Below are 17,310 nucleotides of genomic sequence, written 5' to 3'. Positions count from 1 at the left end.
AAAACTTTTTTAATATTATATTTTAGCTTTTTTCTAGCTTCAATATAAAAAATTGAGATGAAGAAGTTAGGTTCCTTAGAAAAAATCCTTTAAATTTCATTGTAGGGGATTTTTAATAATTTGGGCTTCCTTGAAATCAACATAACCTAAAGGAGAGTGAAAGATATTTTTAATTTGTAAATTTGTAGCATAGATGTAGTCACAGTGGTATAGGGGAATGATCGGCATTTCTTGATCAATAAGAGTTTCTGCTAATTTAGTGTTTTCTGAACCTCCAAGTTCTTTTTGTATTTTTAAAAATGTTTCATAATCATGATTTTTCCATTTTGTAAGATCATGAGGATCACCAAGAATAGCAAGAAATGTCATAGGATTTTGGTATTCAGCAATCCATCCTCCTGTTGCTATGAAAAAATCTCCATGTTTTCTTTGCTCTAAGAAACAATGGTACTCTGTTCCCTGAATAGGAATGTGTAATCCTAAGACTTTTTTGATTTGTTGTTGGATATTTTGTGCGATAGCTGAGAAGTTGTTAGCTTCTACAGGATAGAGTAGATAGAGTTCCGCTAGTTGTTTGTCAGAAAGTTCTTTTTTTGCTTCTTCAAAATATTGTCGAGCTTTTGTGTGACGTTCTTCTAAGGATAAAAATGTCGGAGCAGGAAGTTGCGATAATCCTGGAGGAATTAAAGAATGAGCGGGTTTTCCAAGGTTCACAAATTGCAAGAGGGCCTCTTTATCAATAGCATAGGCCAAAGCTTTTCTTAACGCTTTATTTTGTAATAGAGGTTTTGCAAAGTTATAGATAAGCATTGTGGTTCCAAAAACAGGATATGTATGGACCTTTTCTTGAGGGAGTTTTTTCTGTGCCTCTTTTATAATTGCAGAGCTCCATGGTGCGCCTATGAGATCAATAGTCTGATTTTGTAAGAGTTTTAGTGCTGTTCGAGGGTCTGTGACGACTTTGAAGGTTATGGTTTCTAGATATACGGAATGAAAATCGTAATATCTGGTGTTCTTCTCTAAGATAAGAGAGTTTTGTGGTTGATATTTTTTTAATATAAAAGGTCCATTGGATACATTCAAAAAGCTTTTTTTAGAATTTTTATAGTATTCTCTCAGGGATTTATGTACGGGATAGAATGTTGGATGAGCTAAAATTTCTAAGAAGTAGGTTATAGGTTTCTCTAGAGAAATTTCTAATGTAGTCTCATCTTTAGCATAAATTCCAAGCTTTTCTATAGGAAGTTTGTTGTTAGAGATCTCTTGAGAATTTTCTAATGTGTTAAGGAGGGTGTGCACAGCAGGAATAGCTGAATTGGTGTAGAGTTGTTTTATAGATTCTTCGAAATCATATGCTGTTAATGGATCTCCATTGCTCCAAGATGTGGATTTTAGAGTGAAGGTATAGGTTCTTTTATCAGTAGATAAGGTATAAGAATCAGCAAGAGCCAGTTGGATTCCTGAGGACGTTTCTCTTGTAAGGCCTTCATAGAGAGCTTTTGCTATCGAAATGTCTTTTGCAAGATAAACACTTCGAGGATCTAATGAAATAGGATCATAGCTCATGGCTATTGTTAATGAGCTATTTTTATTCGTTACATGAGTTTGAGCACAACTTGATATCCCGAAAGCTAAGAGAAAATAAAGCTTTGTAAAGGTTGTCTTGAAAATTTTGTATCGTTTGTTTTCCATAGGATAGGCTTCAAGAAGGTCTTACTATTCATTTATGAAATTTTTCTTAAGACACCTTATTTTTTTGAGTCTTGGATTATTTCTTAGTAGATTTACAATTACTTTCTCTTTGATTGGAATAGGGTGTCATTAAGAAGAGAATACCTTATGAATAAAAAGATTTTTAATTAAAGATACTTCCTCGCAGTTAGTATACTGAGGACGTTTCGTCCCTTCAATGAAAAAAAATTGCACTTATGGAGTTAGGTTGCTAGCCTAAGAATGCATACTTAAGATCTACCGCTCCAGAAGCATTATAAAGTACATTTTTTATAGGACGTGAGGACAAGTAATCATAATGCATGTGGTATAGAGGAATAACCTCTATATTACAGAGTTTGTGTCTTTCGTTGGGTTGTAGGTGAGCATTTGGGTAATGGGCTACTTCTGTTTGTGTAGTGATGACATAGTCGTATAGATTTCTTTTATTTAAGAAGCAATGATATTCCAACCCCTCAAGATGAAGATGGATCCCTTTGGGTTTGAGCTGCTCTCTGAGGACTTCTGCAATCCTCTGGCAGCGGATAATTTCTATAGGATAGGTTAGAGTGAGGGTTATATTTTCTAGAAATGTCGGTTGAGATTGTTGCGTGTAGGTAGTAAATTTTGTAGAGCCCTTTGATAGAGAATAGGCAGGCTGTTGTCTTCCTTCTAAAGCCTCTTGAATTAGCGCTGATTTATTTATAGCTGCAGCGATTCTAAGGCGATTTGCGAGATTTGTGAGTTGAGGCGCTTTTATATTTAGTGCAAGCCAAAAGGTCCCTTCTACAGGATAACTATAGTACAAAGATTTTGAATGCGCTAGGAATTCTTTGGGAATGCCTTGATGCCATGGTTGTCCAACCCAATGAATTTTGCCTCGAGTCATGAGATGCTTTGCTGTATGGATGTCTGGGAGAACAGTAAGTTGTATAGAATCAATAACAACAGCATTGAAGTCGTAATAATAAGGATTTTTAGTTAGAAATAAATTTTGGCTGGGAGTGTATTCTTTAATAACAAATGGTCCGCTAAAAATTCGGGAATTTAAAGGCTTATAGATAAAGAAGGCAGGAAAAGCTAAAAGTTTTGGTAAATCGGGATTAGGGGTATCTGAAATAACCGTAACAGAAGTGGCTGATGAAGCATAGAAAGAAAGTCCTTGGAAGATCTTATAATGAATAGTGTGAGCTTGAGAATATTCCCAAGCTTCAAGAATATCTTGAGATGTTATTGGAGTTCCGTCGCTCCATAGGACATTATCTTTAAGATAAAAAGTATATTTCTTATGTTCTTTATCTGAGGTATAACTGCTGGCTAGAGCGAATTCTATAAAATCTTTTTTTTCAGGATTTTCTCTTAAGAGGCCCTCAAAAAGAAGTTTTGCTAAAGAGAGATCTTGAGCCTTTCTAGCTTGTGCTGGAGATAAAATAGGATCAGCATAAATAGCAATATTTAAATGTGATGAGGATGAGTGTGTTTGTGAAAAAAAACAACCAGATAAAAGAGACGATGTCAGGATTACTAAGATCCACAAAATTGACATAGTATAATTCTTAAAGAATTTTTTGCATCTAAGAAAAGAATGAATGTTACCCAAGATCTTCTACAAAACGAAGGTCTGCTACGCGCCTGCCATGAAGGTTAAGATTCTTAAGTTTTTTGTTCAATGAGAATCTTAGGTTTGGGATACATAAGGGTTCTAGAATATGTTTTCTTTCTAAATAATCTAGTGACTCAATAATGAGAGTATCTCTTTTACTCGGGATATGCTCTTGAGATAGTGCTGTAAGTAGAGCTTGGAAATGAGAATCATTTAAACTGTAAGGAATAGTTCCTTGAGGATATAGGAAAGCGGAAAAAGTCGCCATAGGATCTATAAAATTTGCAAGCCATTGGCTAATGACTAGAGAATATTGTTTTGATTGTAGAGTCTGCTGTAGCACAGAAAATTCTTTTCCTGCTAGAGGAAGGGTGATTCCTAAAGTTTCCTTCCATTGCTCTCTTAGAAGTTGGGCAATTTTTTCATAGGAAAATGAGAGTGTAGAAAAAGCAATTTCTTCATTTTCAAGATCTTTTCTGGAGATTTGAAGTTCTTGGAGAGCCTCTTCAAATAGTTTTTTTGCTTCTATAGAACGTTTAGCTTGGCTATGACGCTTAGGATAGGGCTTTGGATAGAATTTTTGATGAAGGATATGGTCCGTAGGTTCGGCTAAATCCTGAAAGACTATGTGAACAAGGGCTTCTTTATCTATAGAAAGAGCTAGTGCTTTTCGAAGTTTAGGATGACTCCATGGGCTTCTTTCTATATTAAAGATAAGTCTTGTCGTAGTATTTCCTGCTATACTTAGTAGTTTTCCTTGAGAATCAAGAAACGAAGAAATTTCTATAGGAATGGGCTCTCCCCAAGGAGGGCCTAGCCAATGAAGTTTTTTTTGCTGGAAGAGTAGGGCTGCAGTATGGGGATCTGCAACAAAATAGATTAAGATCTTTTTCAGGTGAACACGATGTTTTTCGTGATAAAAAGGATTTTTAGAGAGGCAAAGCCACTGTTGATTTTGTTGGTCTGAAGGATAAAAAGCCCCACTAGTGATTTGAAGTTTTTTCGAAGAAGGATTTTCACGAAGAGTTTTATGAACGGGATAAAATACAGGAAGCGTAAGTAGTCGTAAGAAATGAGCGCAAGGAGTTTCTAAGCTTACTATTAAAGTTTGTGGATCAGGAGATTCTATTCCAAGAGACTGAGTAGAGCACTTATCTTCCAAGATATCTTTGGCGTTTTTTATTGGATAAAAGGTGTGACTTTGTATGGAAACTATATTTTTTCGGATAACCTGTTCCCAAGACTCTACGAAGTCTTGGGAAGTGATTGGGTCGCCGTTGCTCCAGAAGACGTTTTTTAGATGAAAAGTGTAAGTAGTTTTATCTTCAGAAATAGTGTAGTCTTTTGCTAGAGCTAGCTCAATATCCCCCGTTTGTGAATTTTCCTGTAGGAGACCCTCGTACATGTGACGGATAAGAGTCTGATCTGCAAATAGTCGTGTTTGTCTTGGGTCAAAAGACTGGGGAGGATACTTCATATTTACAGCAAAAGTTCCTAGAGACGATGTTGTGGAAGAACATCCGAAGGAAAAGGTAAGAAGTAGGAGAAGAAAAAGGCTTTGCAAGAAACTCTTGAAAAGAACTGACCAGAGCACTCCCTTATCTGCTGATCTATACATATTTTTAAGAAAGGATCGAATAAAGTGGTGTATGAGTGTTTTTTTACGACAAACCTTTTACTACGTCCGAAGGTTTTCTTTCAAGTGAGAGGATATTTTAAATTAAGATTCTTCAGTATAGCGTAAATCTATAGTTCCTGTTGAGGAAAACTCTAAGTTAGAAAATTTTTTATTTAGAGCAAAATGATAGGAGTCATGATAGATTGGCTCAACAATATGAAGAGACTCTAAATAGATAGCTGCTTGTGATACAAGAGATTGTCGAGTTAAATAGTCGTGTTCATGTTGTATAGTAGAGACGAGGTTTAAGAATGTTTGATTATCTATGGTATAGGGAGAAATCCCTGAAGTAAAAATAGAGAGGAATGCCATAGGATCTGAAAAGTCTGCATACCAACCTCCAATTGCAAAAGAAAAGTTTTTGCTTGCGAGATCTTCTTGTAGTAGAGAAAACTCTTTTCCAGATAAAGGGATCGTAAATCCGAAGGTTTCCTTCCATTGATGACGGATTAGCTGAGCAAGAAGGGGATTTATTGAAGCTCCTGCAGAAAAAGAAAGACAAAGATTTTCAAAATTTCTTGGAGAGATTTGGAGTTCTTCTAGAGCTTCATTAAATAGTTTTTTTGCTAAGATTTTGCGCTGTTGTGTATTTAGAGAAGTTTCTTCTGGATAGCTATGAATATGGTGAGGGATTAGGTGTTGAGCAGGCTTAACAGCGTCGATAAATAGAGAGGAGACTATAATGTCTTTATCTATAGCAAAAGCGAGAGCTTGACGAAGCTTTTGATGATTTAAAGGAAATTTGTGTGTATTGAATACCAACCATGAAGTTGCCGCTACATCGAATACATGAAGATAGCCTTGAGTTTGAAGATTTGCTTGGGCTTCTAAAGGAATACGATCTCCCCAAGGAGGGCCTAGCCAGTTGAGTTTACCTTGATTAAAGAGGAGGGATGCTGTGTTAGAGTCAGGAACAAAATGAATTTTAATTGTCTGAGTTTTAACCTGATCTTGTTTGTAGTAGTAAGGATTTTTGAAGAGAGTTAACCATTGTTTTTGCTTGGTTTCTTTTGGGAAGAAAGCTCCGCTTGTGATAGGTAGTTGTGAGTGGTGAGAGTTTCTTTGTGAAGCATGAGTAGGAAAATATATAGGAAGGGAAAGAAGTCTTAAAAAGTGTGAGGTCGGTTGTTCTAGAGATACTTTTAGGGTAGTTTTATCAAGAGCTTCAAATCCGATGTGATCGAGAGGAAGAGAACCTTTCTGTATTTTTGTGATATTTTTTAATGGAGCAAAAGCAAATGCGTAGATACCTACAACTTCTTGTGTAACGACCTGTTTCCATGAATCGACAAAATCGTAGGCTGTAATGGGATCTCCATTGCTCCAGAAAGCCTTGCGAAGATGAAATGTGTATGTCATTTTGTCTTCAGAAATTGTGAAGCTTTTTGCAAGAGCTGGCTCTATTTCTTTTGTCTGAGGATTTTCTTGAACAAGACCTTCATAAATTTGTTTAATTAGGTTGATGTCTGCAAGAAGCCGCACTTCTCTGGGATCTAGAGAACGGGGATCTTCTCTCATGCTGAGGGCGATATGTTTAGGAGCAGAGTGCTTGTTTTCACAACTTTGTAACATCAGAGACGAGATTAAGAAGAGGTTGAAACAAACTCCCATTGAAATCTTGCGCATGGTAGAATGTCTTGGGTTTTTCCGTTGTTTGGAAAGCATTGTCCTCCTAGACCGGCAATCATAGCGGCATTATCTGAGCAAAGGTCTGGTGGAGGAACATATAAGGGAACGCCGCAGGCAGTTTGTAAGACTGTTTTGACATAAGTATTATTTGCTACTCCCCCGCCAACAAGCATAGATTGACAAGAAAACTCTTGTATAGCAATGGAGACTTTTTGTGCAATAGTTATACAAGCAGTTTTTTGAAAAGAGGCTGCAATATTTGCTTTTTCTTTTTCAGAGAGTTTTGGAAATGGGGTGCGCTGATTGCTATTCTTGCCTTTAATTGCATAGAGAACTGCTGTTTTTAATCCACTGAAAGAGAAATCATAACCAGGAATTTTTGATGGGGAAAAAGGATATGAGTTTTCATCCCCTTGCTCTGCAAATTTTTCTACTAAAGCTCCACCAGGATAGGGTAGACCTAAAAAACGTCCTACTTTATCGAAAGTTTCTCCCAAGGCATCGTCTCGAGTTTTTCCTATGAGTTGATAAGAGTCGGGAGAGTTCATAAGAAACATAGCTGTGTGAGCTCCTGAGATGATTAGTCCTAGAGCGGGAAAACTAACATTTTCTGCGGCCATATAGGCTGCATAAAGATGAGCTTCTACATGGTTTACTCCGATTAAAGGAATTTTTAATCCTTGAGCAAGACCTTTTGCAAAGTGTATTCCAACTGATAGAGAACCGATGAGTCCTGGTGTATGGGTAACGGCAATTAGGTCTATATTTTTTAAGGTGAGTTGGGCTTGATCAAGGGCACATTGGACAATAGTAGGAAAGTTTTGGAGGTGAGCTCGGGAAGCAAGTTCCGGTACAACGCCTCCATAGGTAGCGTGAATTTTTTGGGATGCAACAATATTTGCTAATATTTTTTTATTATCATTAACTATAGCACAACCAGTCTCGTCACAGGAGCTTTCTAGACCTAAGGTGAGCATAAAAACCAAAAAGAGTAGGAATTTCCTTCTATAGTAAGAAGGAGATTTGAATATGAGCAAGTAAAACTTGAATGAGGGTAGGATGAAAAAGAAATTAGCTATAGAGGAAGTGTTAAAGAAAATTTTAATTAAGGAAGGCGCTTCTACTCAAGAAGAATTATGTGAGAAATTTTCTACATTGGGAATCTCTATGACGCAGTCTTCAATTTCTCGATGGTTACGCAGGATTCAAGCTGTTAAAATTCGAGGAGATGAGGGATATCGTTATGCATTACCAGAGAATGTGGAAGAAGCTAAAGCTTGTTTTTTGGTACTTTCTATTCGTTACAATACTTTTATGGTTGTAATTCGTACAGCTCCAGGGTCAGCATCGTGGGTTGCTGGTCTTTTAGATAAAAGGTTTAGTGAAGAGATTTTAGGTACTTTGGCTGGAGATGATACAATTTTTGTTGCTCCTGTTCGGGAGAAGCAACCTTCACTTTTAGCAGAAATTCTAGCAAACTTCTTGCAAGTTAGTGTGGATTGATTACATAATTATGCTTTTCGTTGAATAAATATTCATAGCGTTTATGGAACATTGGGTCGAATCTGCAAAGTTATTGTTTCGTGGAAGCCTTTATACAATGGGAATTAGTGCAGTTGCGATTCTTTGTGGATCTATTTTAGGATTGATTATAGGAACTTTAACATCTCGTTATTTTTCTTTTAGGATTATAAAATTTTTTGGGAATAGCTATGTCACAATAGTTCGTGGGACCCCTTTGTTTATTCAAATCCTTATTATTTATTTTGGTTTACCTTCAGTTATTCATTTAGACCCTTCGCCTTTAGTGGCAGGCATTATAGCTTTGAGCATAAATTCTGCTGCATATCTTGCTGAAAATATCCGAGGGGGTATAAATGCTCTACCTATAGGTCAGTGGGAAACTGCAAAAGTTTTAGGATACAAGCCTCATCAAGCGTTTCTTTTTATTCTTTATCCTCAAGTTTTTAGAAATATTCTTCCTTCTTTAATGAATGAGTTCGTTGCTTTGATTAAAGAGAGTAGCATTTTAATGGTAGTAGGAATTCCTGAACTTACAAAGGTTTCAAAAGATATTGTTTCTCGGGAACTTAATCCTATGGAGATGTATGGCCTTTGCGCAGCTCTTTATTTAGTAATGACAACGACTTTTTCTTATGTAGCTAGAGTCTTTGAGAGAGGAAAACATGAGTATCAGAGTTGAAAATCTTACTTGTAGAGTACAAGGAAAGCAAGTTTTATCAAATGTCTCTTTTTTTTTAGAATGTGGGCATATTACGTTATTTGTCGGGAAGAGTGGCTCAGGAAAAACAACATTATTGCGTACTCTTGTTGGATTAATACAACCTTCTGCCGGAGAAATTTTTTTAAGTGAAGAAACTCCTGCTTTGGTTTTTCAACAGCCAGAGCTGTTTCCTCATATGACTGTTTTAGAAAACTGCGTGCATCCTCAAGTGCATATAAAAAGGAAAAAACATGAAGAAGCAAAAGATTGTGCTCAGATTTTTTTGCAACTTTTAGGAATAGAAGGTTTGATAGAGAGGTATCCTTCTCAGCTTTCTGGAGGACAAAAACAGCGAGTTGCTATTGTACGCTCTTTATGCTTAGGGAAACGCACACTTCTTTTTGATGAACCGACATCTGCTTTGGATCCTTTTTCTACAGTTTTGTTTAAGCGACTCTTGGATGATTTGCGAGATCAAGGATTAGCTATTGGAATATCAACACATGATATTCCATTTGTACAAAGCTCTATGGATCGCATTTATCTTATAGATCAAGGTGTGATTGTAAGTGCTTATGATTGTCGTGATGGAGGGTTGCATGTGGATCATCCTATCTCTCAATATCTTGATATGTCGACATGGTCTCTTTAAAGAAAGCGCCCTTCCCAGTGGCACGAATGTATTGCATGAATGACATACAGAGGTCTTTAAGGTTTATTTTGATGTTTTTCTGCTTGTGGAGGAGAGGTTTTTTCCCAGGGAAGTGGGGATGTTGTTTGTGGTGGCGTAGTGCTTCCTAGGGAAGAGAAAAGTTTATCCGCAAGATTATTAAAGGGAGCTGCAAGGTTATAACTCTTCAAAAGGGCAATGCGTGCGTATGCTGAAGACCAATCTACTTCTGGAGAAGAGATTGAACCTCGGATTTTTATTAGGAAGAAATCTTTAGTTCTTAACGAAGTATTATGGAAATATTTTTTAATAACTTCAGGATCTATTCCCAAAGTCATAAAAATTTTGTCATTAGGAATATCTGTTTTTCCCCAAAGAGCTAAACGGATTCTGTTATCGATAAGGGCATCAAAACGAGAGCAGATAATAGAGCCTTTTTGGACGGAAAAGAATATGGGAGTAAACCAGCTCTCTACAAATTGTTTTTGCTCTTCAATATCTAAGAATTGAAAGAGGGCGTGCATAGTTTTTGTATTAGCAATTGAAATTTTCCCAATATCTAAACTTGCTGATTGGATATGAAACTTTTCGAATGAATAGGGACGGATGGGAAGATAAAAGTTGTGTTTGTCTACTTCTAGGGTAACAGGGTATTGCGAATAGGCATTTCCTGAAATAAGAGGATTGAATTCTTGGAGAAAAGCTTTATTTATAGCCTCATTAATATGGAGATTTGCTTTTAAGTTGTCCTGAAGAAGGATAGCTTTTTCTGTAAAGATAAGGGGAATTTGAGCTTGAAGATTTTCAGAGTCGACAAGAATATTTATTGAACCTTTGCCTTGTACAAAGTGATTCGTTATAGAAACATCAATTCTTGGTCCTGCAAGAGAAGAGATTTTAGCTTTTACTGTCGGGGATATAGGCACAATCCCCGTAATAAAAGATGAGGGGATGTATTTCCACTCTGTAGTTTGAGAAAATTCTCTTTTTGAAGGTGTAAAGAGATGGTTGACTTCTCCTTTTAGAGAGAACTCAGATGATATTTTAACTGTTTGACTTCCTGGTGCAAGGCAGGTCCCTTTTAAATCATATTCGAGATTTGTATCGAGATTGTTTGCACGAATGGAGCCTGCAAAGTTATCTATGATGAATGTTTCTTTGGAAACATAGTCATAAAAGATTAAGGGATGGGCGGAGAGCGTTCCCTCGAGTAAACCCGATCCAAGTAATGTTAGGCAAGAAAGGCCAGAATAGGTTTTAGCACAAGCGAGTTTAGCAATGTCCAAGCGAATAGTAGCTGTTCTATGAAGCATGCATGTAGGTAAAGAAGAGGTATTTTCAAAAAAACTTGCATAGCGGTTTGGTGAGATTTCCCATTGTAGTGTACCTTCAGTTTTTGGGGATAACATCATAGAGGAATCCATGATCAGATTGAATTCACCAGAAAGAGCTTCGGAGGTAAGCGTTGAGAATAGAGTTAAGTGTTCTTTTTCTTTAGGGGTATATTGACCAGAGAATGTCAAATCTCCCGTAGATCCAAAATAAGTAGAGATTATAGCATCCTTACCATAGATCTTTGAAATAACATCTAAGGGTAGAGAAGTAATTTCTCCGTTACCCTGAATTTTGAGATTTTTAAAATCCGTAAATTCAGAGTCTGAAGTAGAAAATAAGATTTCTGGAATGTGAATTCGAATTGAGGGTAGTGAGTCGTCTTTAGGATTGTCAATAAGAGCTTGTAGGTTTCCTTTTTTAATAGATTTGGCTCCGTCTGAATGTATAGAGAAGTTTGCTTTATTGAGTTGAAGAGGAGCTAATTTTTCGGAAAAAAGATTTAAAGGTAGGGATGCCAGCTTTCCATGAATAAGAAGAGAGGTTGTTTCAGCTTTTATAGGTTCGCTGGAATTCCCAAATTTAGCATGAAGAGAGAGTTCATTTTCTCCTGCAGAAATTTTTCCTGAGAATTTCGGGAAAAACAGGTGTTTTTGTGCAATATGAGACTTTCCTGAAAAAGAAAGATTTATTTGAGAAAAAAGAGGAGAGAGATGATTTTTCCATTTATCCATAAGGATATAGGTTCCTTCTCCTTCAAAATGTAAGGCTTGAGGACTACCTGATGCAGAGCAAGAAAGCTTTAGAGAGGGATTATCAAGATGGGCTTGGGCTTGTAATAGAGAATTTTTATAGAGTCCTCTAACTTCTAGGGAATAATAGGGGGATTCTAAGGTTGGATCGACAAGAAGGGACTTAGGAAATAACGCTCTCAAATAAGTATGGGGGAGCATTGCTTGTTGCAGACGGAATTCAGCATAATGTTTTTTATTATGAATACGAACAGTTCCATTTAGATGAGATGGTGATGCGTTTCCAAAAATTGGTGATGCAGAATAACGAATGTCTGTGAACGCAGATACTTTCTTAATATTTATTTGTGTATCTCGAAATTGAATAGAGGAGTTGGGATTTTCTGGAAATAGGAAAACCTCAGGTAGGGTTGCTTCAGAAGAAATTTCAATAAGAGGCCATTCAAAAATGTTTAAAGGAATTTTTGCTTTTGAAATATATGCGTGAATGTATTGACTTGTAATATTTCCTGATAGAGGTAGTAGAGAAGAGCAGAGAGCTGTTGCAATTTTTGGTTGCAGCTTAATAAAGGAAGAGCTCCCTTCTATAATATAAAAAGTAAGATTGTGGATGTGCCCTTGTAGTTTCGTTTGAATTTGATTTCCTTGACTTACCACAGTCATAAGGATTTTCCCATCATGTGTATGCGTTGCAGATGCTGTTAGATTAAAGATTTCTTCATGAGAAAGTAGGTTATCCCAGAATGGAGAAGCAATGAAGAGTCTTAGGAAGGCTGTAGGGACAGAAGAGAATTCTGCTGCGATGCTTATCTTTGGAGAAAGAGTGCTTTCTATAAAAACTTTTCCAGAAAGATCTCCTTCAGAGGCAACACTTTTTAAGATGATTTTTTCTGAAGTTTTTTCAAGATAAAATCCAGATACAGATAACGAAGATCCTGAAAGAGTCTTCATGAAAATAGAACCATGCTCTGAAAGAACATCACTTTTTTTCAGATAGGAAAGAAAAATCCCGGGATCAAAATGACTTAAGAAAGAGGAGTGATTTATGGTTTGTGGCTCGTTAATTTTTAGGGACCATCCATAAAGCTTCAATCCTTTAGGTTTTCTATAGAGAAGAAGTCGAATTAAAGATCCATCTATCTGTACAGAATCTGCAGTGAAAACCTCTGTTTCATCACCCTCTCCTAAAATTTTAATTTTTTTTGCTTTTTGAGGACCAAACCAAGAGAGTTTCAGTTCTTCAATATCACAAGAATATTGCGTTTCTTTGTGAATTATAGAAAAGAGCAAGTATTTTCCTGACCCTTTTGAAAGAAATGTTGGCAAATACCCTAAGAAAACTAAGGGAATTCCAAAGCCTAAACATATGCCTAAAAATTTATTCCAAAATTTTCGTTTCATCTTAGGTGTTTGGCTATTTCCATTAAAGTAAGGTTGTTTTTGCTATTAGAAGTTTCTTGAAGAATCTTGGCTAATTTTGTCTGTATAAGATTAATGGTTTTATCTGTAGAAGGAATAGATTCAGAGTGAATGAGTTTTTGTATAATATCCTTAATAGTGAGTTCTGCGAGGTTATAGGTAGGTTGATATTTTTTATTGTGAGAAAAAACTAGATTTTCTGATTCTAAGATATTAAGACTCTGAGTTATTTCTCCAATAGGGATGTTAGAGCGTTGTGCTATGGATTTTGCTGTTGGTGATGGGAGAGCTGTGTTGAAACATTTTGTCATGAAAGCCAAGATATAAGTTGTTGTTACAAGTTTAACATAACAATCAGGAAGAGGCTTGTTTCTTGGGAGAGTAAATGAGCAGCTACGATTTTGAATAGCAAAGGTTAATGCTCCCCCAAAGAGATAGATAGTTGCATAGGAATAAAATAGAAGAAGAATTGAAGGAAGAGCGACCAGAGCGCCGTAGGTAAAGCTATAGTTAAATAGATGAGCTTGTAAGCAAAAGAAAGCTTTTTGGAAAACAACCCATATGCTTCCTACAATTAAGGAAGAAATTAATGCAGAAGATTTTTGTACAGTAGCTCGAGGTAGGAAAGAATATAAGCAAAATAAAATGAAGTATAACAGCAAATAAGAGGTCATTCTTGAAAGTAGGTAGATGGTTGTCATTGAATGACTAAAATTGAAGAATCGAGAATATTGTATGGGTATAATTTGGGTAATATAAACCCATGAGCCACAAATAATAATGAAGATCATGGGGCTAACGAGAGTGATAATCAGATAAGAGATAAGCCTTCTTGGAGATATTGGAGTCCAACCTGTTCTAAAAATTTTATTCAATCCGTCTTCTAGAGAAAGAAGCATGAGGATTCCAGACCAACAAAAAACAAAGAAACTTCCAACAAGAACAAGACCAATGTTACTTTCTTGATGAGAGTCTTTAGCAACTTCAATGATTGCTTGAATAGGTTCTTTATATTCAGGAAATTTGATGATGAGCCATTCTTGCCATCCTGTGTTTATAAAAAGGTGACGAGAAAGACGCAAAAAGAATACTAGAATGGGGATGCAAGAGAGCAATCCATAATAACTCAGAGAACATGCTTCTTTTGTTATTTCATTGCGTCCTAAAATTTTAAGAGATAGAAGCAGGGTTTTATAGATTTTATTTTTTCGAAAACTTTTTTGTTTCTTCTTGGTGCGTTGTTTTTTGAAGAGAGAAAATTTTCGAAACATAAAGAAATGGGGCGTGTTTTTTATTTATCTTATAAAAAACTGCGATTTTTTAGTAAAAAATCGGTATGTTTGAAACTCTTTATTTCTATTTTATTTTAATACTTGAAATCATAAGAAATAATGGGAACTCTTGCCGACAAAGGTTTTCAGCTTTTGCTCGTTTCCCCGTAGATCTTTTTGGGGATATCCATTCGTCAATATTATGAATAGCAAAGCCGTTTGAAGTTAAAGCTTTAGTCCAAAAGCTTAAGGGGAAATGAAAAGAAAGAGTAGAAGCAGATTGTTTTTTTCCAGGATTGGCTGAGATAGGGATGATCATTGGAGAGAGATAGCGTTCTATCTGGCGTGTCATAAGTTTCTTATCTTCTATATAATGCCAAAAGGAGGCTCTTGGAATTCTAAAACAAGGGTGATTTAGGATCATAAAGAACTGCCCTAGAGGAGTAAGATATGCAGCAGCGTTTTGTATGGCTTGTTCTGGAGTGCGCATATTTTGTAAAGAAAGGATTGCTACAGCATGGGAAAACGAAGATGTATAATTTTGTAGAGGCTGATTTGCATCGTGTATTAGAAATTGGTGAGATTTTGATTTGCGAAGTTTTTTTGCTATGGTAATGAGATTCGGAGAGATGTCTACTCCTAAGTAGTTACATGTTTTAGGAATAGCTCGTTCAAAGATTCCTTGGCCGCAACCAAGATCGAAAATAGAAGACTCTGAAGTTAAAGAAAGAGCAGAGAGAAGTTTAGGGAGTATCACTTCTTTATGGTAGTAGTGTCCTTTGGTTTGCACTAAATTATGGTAACTTTTAGCTACAGGATCCCAAGACGTAGATTTATTGCAAGATGAGGATAGTTTTTTTGAAGGTTTTGACTGCATAAAAAAATGCTATAGAGAAAAAAGAAAAACCTCAAGATGAGATTTTGCTCTTATAAAGATAATAGCAAAGGCGAGAGAAACTCTCGCCCAATTGAGAAAAACAAAGAGATTATTCTTGGCCTACATTTTCATCGTTCTGCTCATCGTTATCATTCTGACCAGCACCTCCTTCAGCACCAACAACAACAGCTCCTCCTACTCCTCCTTCTTGGTTGTTATCTTGTTGTTGTTGTTGTAATGCATTCTGAACGCCTTGAACTAGCTGCTCTTGAGCTTCTCTTGCTGCTCCCGCCGCAGCTTGAAGTTCTGCAAGAACCTCTCGTAGTGTCTCCTCTTGTCGTTGAAGTTCTATGAGTACGTTTCGTTCAGTCTCTATGTTTCTTTGTATAGTTTGTAGTACTAGATTAGCTTGATCTATATTTATTCGAGTTTCTTGAAGTTCTTGTGTTAGTGCTGCCATTTGATTGGTTAATTTTTGTATATCTTCTTTAGTAAGTAGCGAACGTATGGCGGCTGTTAAATCAGAAACAGGTCTTAACGCTTCTTGCATTTCTAGTTTCAAACTTTGAAACACGTTTAGTATTTCTATGCATTTTACAGAAAGTCCTTCTGAAGTTTCTGTATGTTTCTCCATAGCTGAGCTTAGATCTCCTAAGCGGCCCAACGCTGATTGAAATTCATTCACGTTGTCTGTGAGTCTCTTAACTTCGTTTTCGAGCTCTGTAGATACTTTCTGCAGTTTTTCGTTTTCATTCGAAAGTTGTTGAATTTGAGCGCGCATTGCTCTAGCTTCTGCTCCTGGAAGACTGTCTTGAAGAGCGAATAAAATAATAATGAAGCAGATTAAGGCAACACATGCAAGTGCAATAGCTCCAACTAAACCTAAAGGTAAGCCTGCATAGCAACCGACAATGGCAACAGCAGCGATAACAAAAAGAGCAATAGCTGCGATGAGCTTGACAGCATAAAGAGCTCTTTGAGCACAGGTAGCTCTTGAAGGTCTTGAAGGTGTTGTTTGTGTTTGTATAATAGGAAAAGCAGTTTTTGAATTATCAGTATTTTGATTTTCATTAGTTTCTATCTTATTAGTAGCTGCTCCGATTGGCAATGTAGTCATGGTGTTATCTCATTAGTAAATTAAAAAGTAGAAAAATTATTGTTCTAAAACTTAAAAAAAGCAAGAGTTTTAGGTTTTAATAACTGTTCCTAGAGTATTGATGGAAAAGAAGTTTTGATAAATTTTTTAATTTTTTTGTTATTTGTAACACCCCTAGAATAGAAATGTTTTAGAAAGTATGCGTATAAAGGAAGGGTGAGGGAGATCTTGGTATGTTTTAAAGTTCTTCTTGTGCTTATCTCTATTCTAGAGATATGTTATAGGTTATTTGTATAATGTATGGCCAGAAGTTGGCTTTAAAGAGATTCTTTGATTAGAAGAAAAGTAGGTGGGTTTTGAAGCAAACTAATATGAAGGGTCGTGTGAAAATAGCTCCTTCTATTATGGGGGCGGATCTTTCTTGTCTAGGTGTCGAAGTAAAAAGAATAGAAAACGCTGGAGCTGATTTGATCCATATCGATGTTATGGATGGGCATTTTGTTCCAAATATTACTTTCGGTCCTAGTGTGATTGCTGCAATAAATAAATCCACAGATCTGTTCCTTGAAGTTCATGCCATGATCTATACTCCATTTGATTTTGTTGAAGCATTTGTTCGTTCTGGAGTAGATCGAATTATAGTTCATTTCGAAGCTTCTGAAGATATTAAAGAACTTTTAGCTTATATTAAAAAATGTGGAGTTCAAGCGGGTCTAGCTTTTTCTCCAGAAACTTCTTTAGAATTTATTCCCTCTTTTCTACCTTTTTGTGATCTTGTATTGCTGATGTCTGTTTTTCCTGGATTTTGTGGGCAAAGTTTTTTAAAAGAAACCCTAAATAGGATCATTTTCACTCGTAAAACAATAGAAAAGTTTGGATTAAAAAATTGTTTAATAGAGGTGGATGGGGGGATAGATCCTGAATCAGCAAAACTTTGTCGTGACTCAGGAGCAGATATTTTAGTCGCAGCATCATATTTGTTTGACTCTCAAGTGCATCATACAACGACTATGGAAAATAAAGTTTCGCTACTTCGAGGAGAAAATTAA

13 protein-coding genes are annotated in these 17,310 nt (G+C 36.2%); 4 read left to right on the top strand and 9 right to left on the bottom strand.

Features of this window, described 5'->3' with window-relative positions:
• Positions 1-96: 96 nt before the first annotated feature.
• The 5 genes from JMS40_RS03970 to tsaD form a co-directional block, all read right to left on the bottom strand.
• Entirely contained in the window at positions 97-1,692 is a 1,596-nt protein-coding gene (locus JMS40_RS03970) for a peptide ABC transporter substrate-binding protein (RefSeq protein WP_201456986.1), read from the bottom strand.
• Positions 1,693-1,942: 250 nt separating this feature from the next.
• Positions 1,943-3,256, bottom strand: coding sequence for an ABC transporter substrate-binding protein (locus JMS40_RS03965; RefSeq protein WP_201456985.1), 1,314 nt, complete (start codon positions 3,254-3,256; stop codon positions 1,943-1,945).
• A 46-nt stretch (positions 3,257-3,302) separates the two neighbouring features.
• Positions 3,303-4,877: a peptide ABC transporter substrate-binding protein gene (locus JMS40_RS03960; RefSeq protein WP_236558948.1), complete on the bottom strand. Its 1,575-nt coding sequence runs from the start codon at positions 4,875-4,877 to the stop codon at positions 3,303-3,305.
• Between the two features lie 156 nt (positions 4,878-5,033).
• On the bottom strand, positions 5,034-6,617 hold the full coding sequence (locus JMS40_RS03955) for a peptide ABC transporter substrate-binding protein (RefSeq protein ID WP_201456983.1): 1,584 nt from the start codon (positions 6,615-6,617) through the stop codon (positions 5,034-5,036).
• Positions 6,575-7,597 carry a tRNA (adenosine(37)-N6)-threonylcarbamoyltransferase complex transferase subunit TsaD gene (gene tsaD, locus JMS40_RS03950; protein ID WP_201456982.1) on the bottom strand — a complete coding sequence of 341 codons (1,023 nt, stop codon included), beginning with the start codon at positions 7,595-7,597 and terminating at the stop codon, positions 6,575-6,577. The genes JMS40_RS03955 and tsaD overlap by 43 nt, the downstream gene beginning before the upstream one ends.
• An 82-nt stretch (positions 7,598-7,679) precedes the next feature.
• On the opposite strand from tsaD, the gene argR reads away from it, so the two are divergent.
• Genes argR through JMS40_RS03935 form a run of 3 tightly spaced genes read left to right on the top strand, consistent with a single transcriptional unit; the run spans position 7,680 to position 9,496 of the window.
• The gene (gene argR / locus JMS40_RS03945; RefSeq protein ID WP_201456981.1) at positions 7,680-8,123 is read left to right on the top strand and encodes an arginine repressor; all 444 of its coding nucleotides are present in this window, start codon (positions 7,680-7,682) and stop codon (positions 8,121-8,123) included.
• Between the two features lie 43 nt (positions 8,124-8,166).
• Positions 8,167-8,823 carry an amino acid ABC transporter permease gene (locus JMS40_RS03940; protein ID WP_201456980.1) on the top strand — a complete coding sequence of 219 codons (657 nt, stop codon included), beginning with the start codon at positions 8,167-8,169 and terminating at the stop codon, positions 8,821-8,823.
• Positions 8,807-9,496 carry an ATP-binding cassette domain-containing protein gene (locus tag JMS40_RS03935; protein WP_201456979.1) on the top strand — a complete coding sequence of 230 codons (690 nt, stop codon included), beginning with the start codon at positions 8,807-8,809 and terminating at the stop codon, positions 9,494-9,496. Before JMS40_RS03940 ends, JMS40_RS03935 begins: the two co-directional genes overlap by 17 nt.
• 56 nt (positions 9,497-9,552) lie before the next feature.
• Here the strand turns inward: JMS40_RS03935 and JMS40_RS03930 are convergent, their stop codons facing one another.
• The 4 genes from JMS40_RS03930 to JMS40_RS03915 form a co-directional block, all read right to left on the bottom strand.
• On the bottom strand, positions 9,553-12,999 hold the full coding sequence (locus JMS40_RS03930) for a hypothetical protein (protein ID WP_201456978.1): 3,447 nt from the start codon (positions 12,997-12,999) through the stop codon (positions 9,553-9,555).
• The gene (locus JMS40_RS03925) at positions 12,996-14,288 is read right to left on the bottom strand and encodes a YihY/virulence factor BrkB family protein (RefSeq protein ID WP_201456977.1); all 1,293 of its coding nucleotides are present in this window, start codon (positions 14,286-14,288) and stop codon (positions 12,996-12,998) included. The genes JMS40_RS03930 and JMS40_RS03925 overlap by 4 nt, the downstream gene beginning before the upstream one ends.
• Before the next feature lie 85 nt (positions 14,289-14,373).
• Entirely contained in the window at positions 14,374-15,165 is a 792-nt protein-coding gene (locus tag JMS40_RS03920; RefSeq protein ID WP_201456976.1) for a class I SAM-dependent methyltransferase, read from the bottom strand.
• A 109-nt stretch (positions 15,166-15,274) separates the two neighbouring features.
• Positions 15,275-16,282: a hypothetical protein gene (locus tag JMS40_RS03915; protein ID WP_201456975.1), complete on the bottom strand. Its 1,008-nt coding sequence runs from the start codon at positions 16,280-16,282 to the stop codon at positions 15,275-15,277.
• A 350-nt stretch (positions 16,283-16,632) separates the two neighbouring features.
• Here JMS40_RS03915 and rpe point away from each other — a divergent pair, with 350 nt between their 5' ends.
• Positions 16,633-17,310: a ribulose-phosphate 3-epimerase gene (gene rpe / locus JMS40_RS03910; RefSeq protein ID WP_201456974.1), complete on the top strand. Its 678-nt coding sequence runs from the start codon at positions 16,633-16,635 to the stop codon at positions 17,308-17,310.

Source organism: Chlamydia sp. 17-3921 (assembly GCF_902705545.1).
Classification (GTDB): Bacteria; Chlamydiota; Chlamydiia; order Chlamydiales; family Chlamydiaceae; genus Chlamydia.
This window is presented reverse-complemented; position numbering and strand designations above follow the sequence as displayed.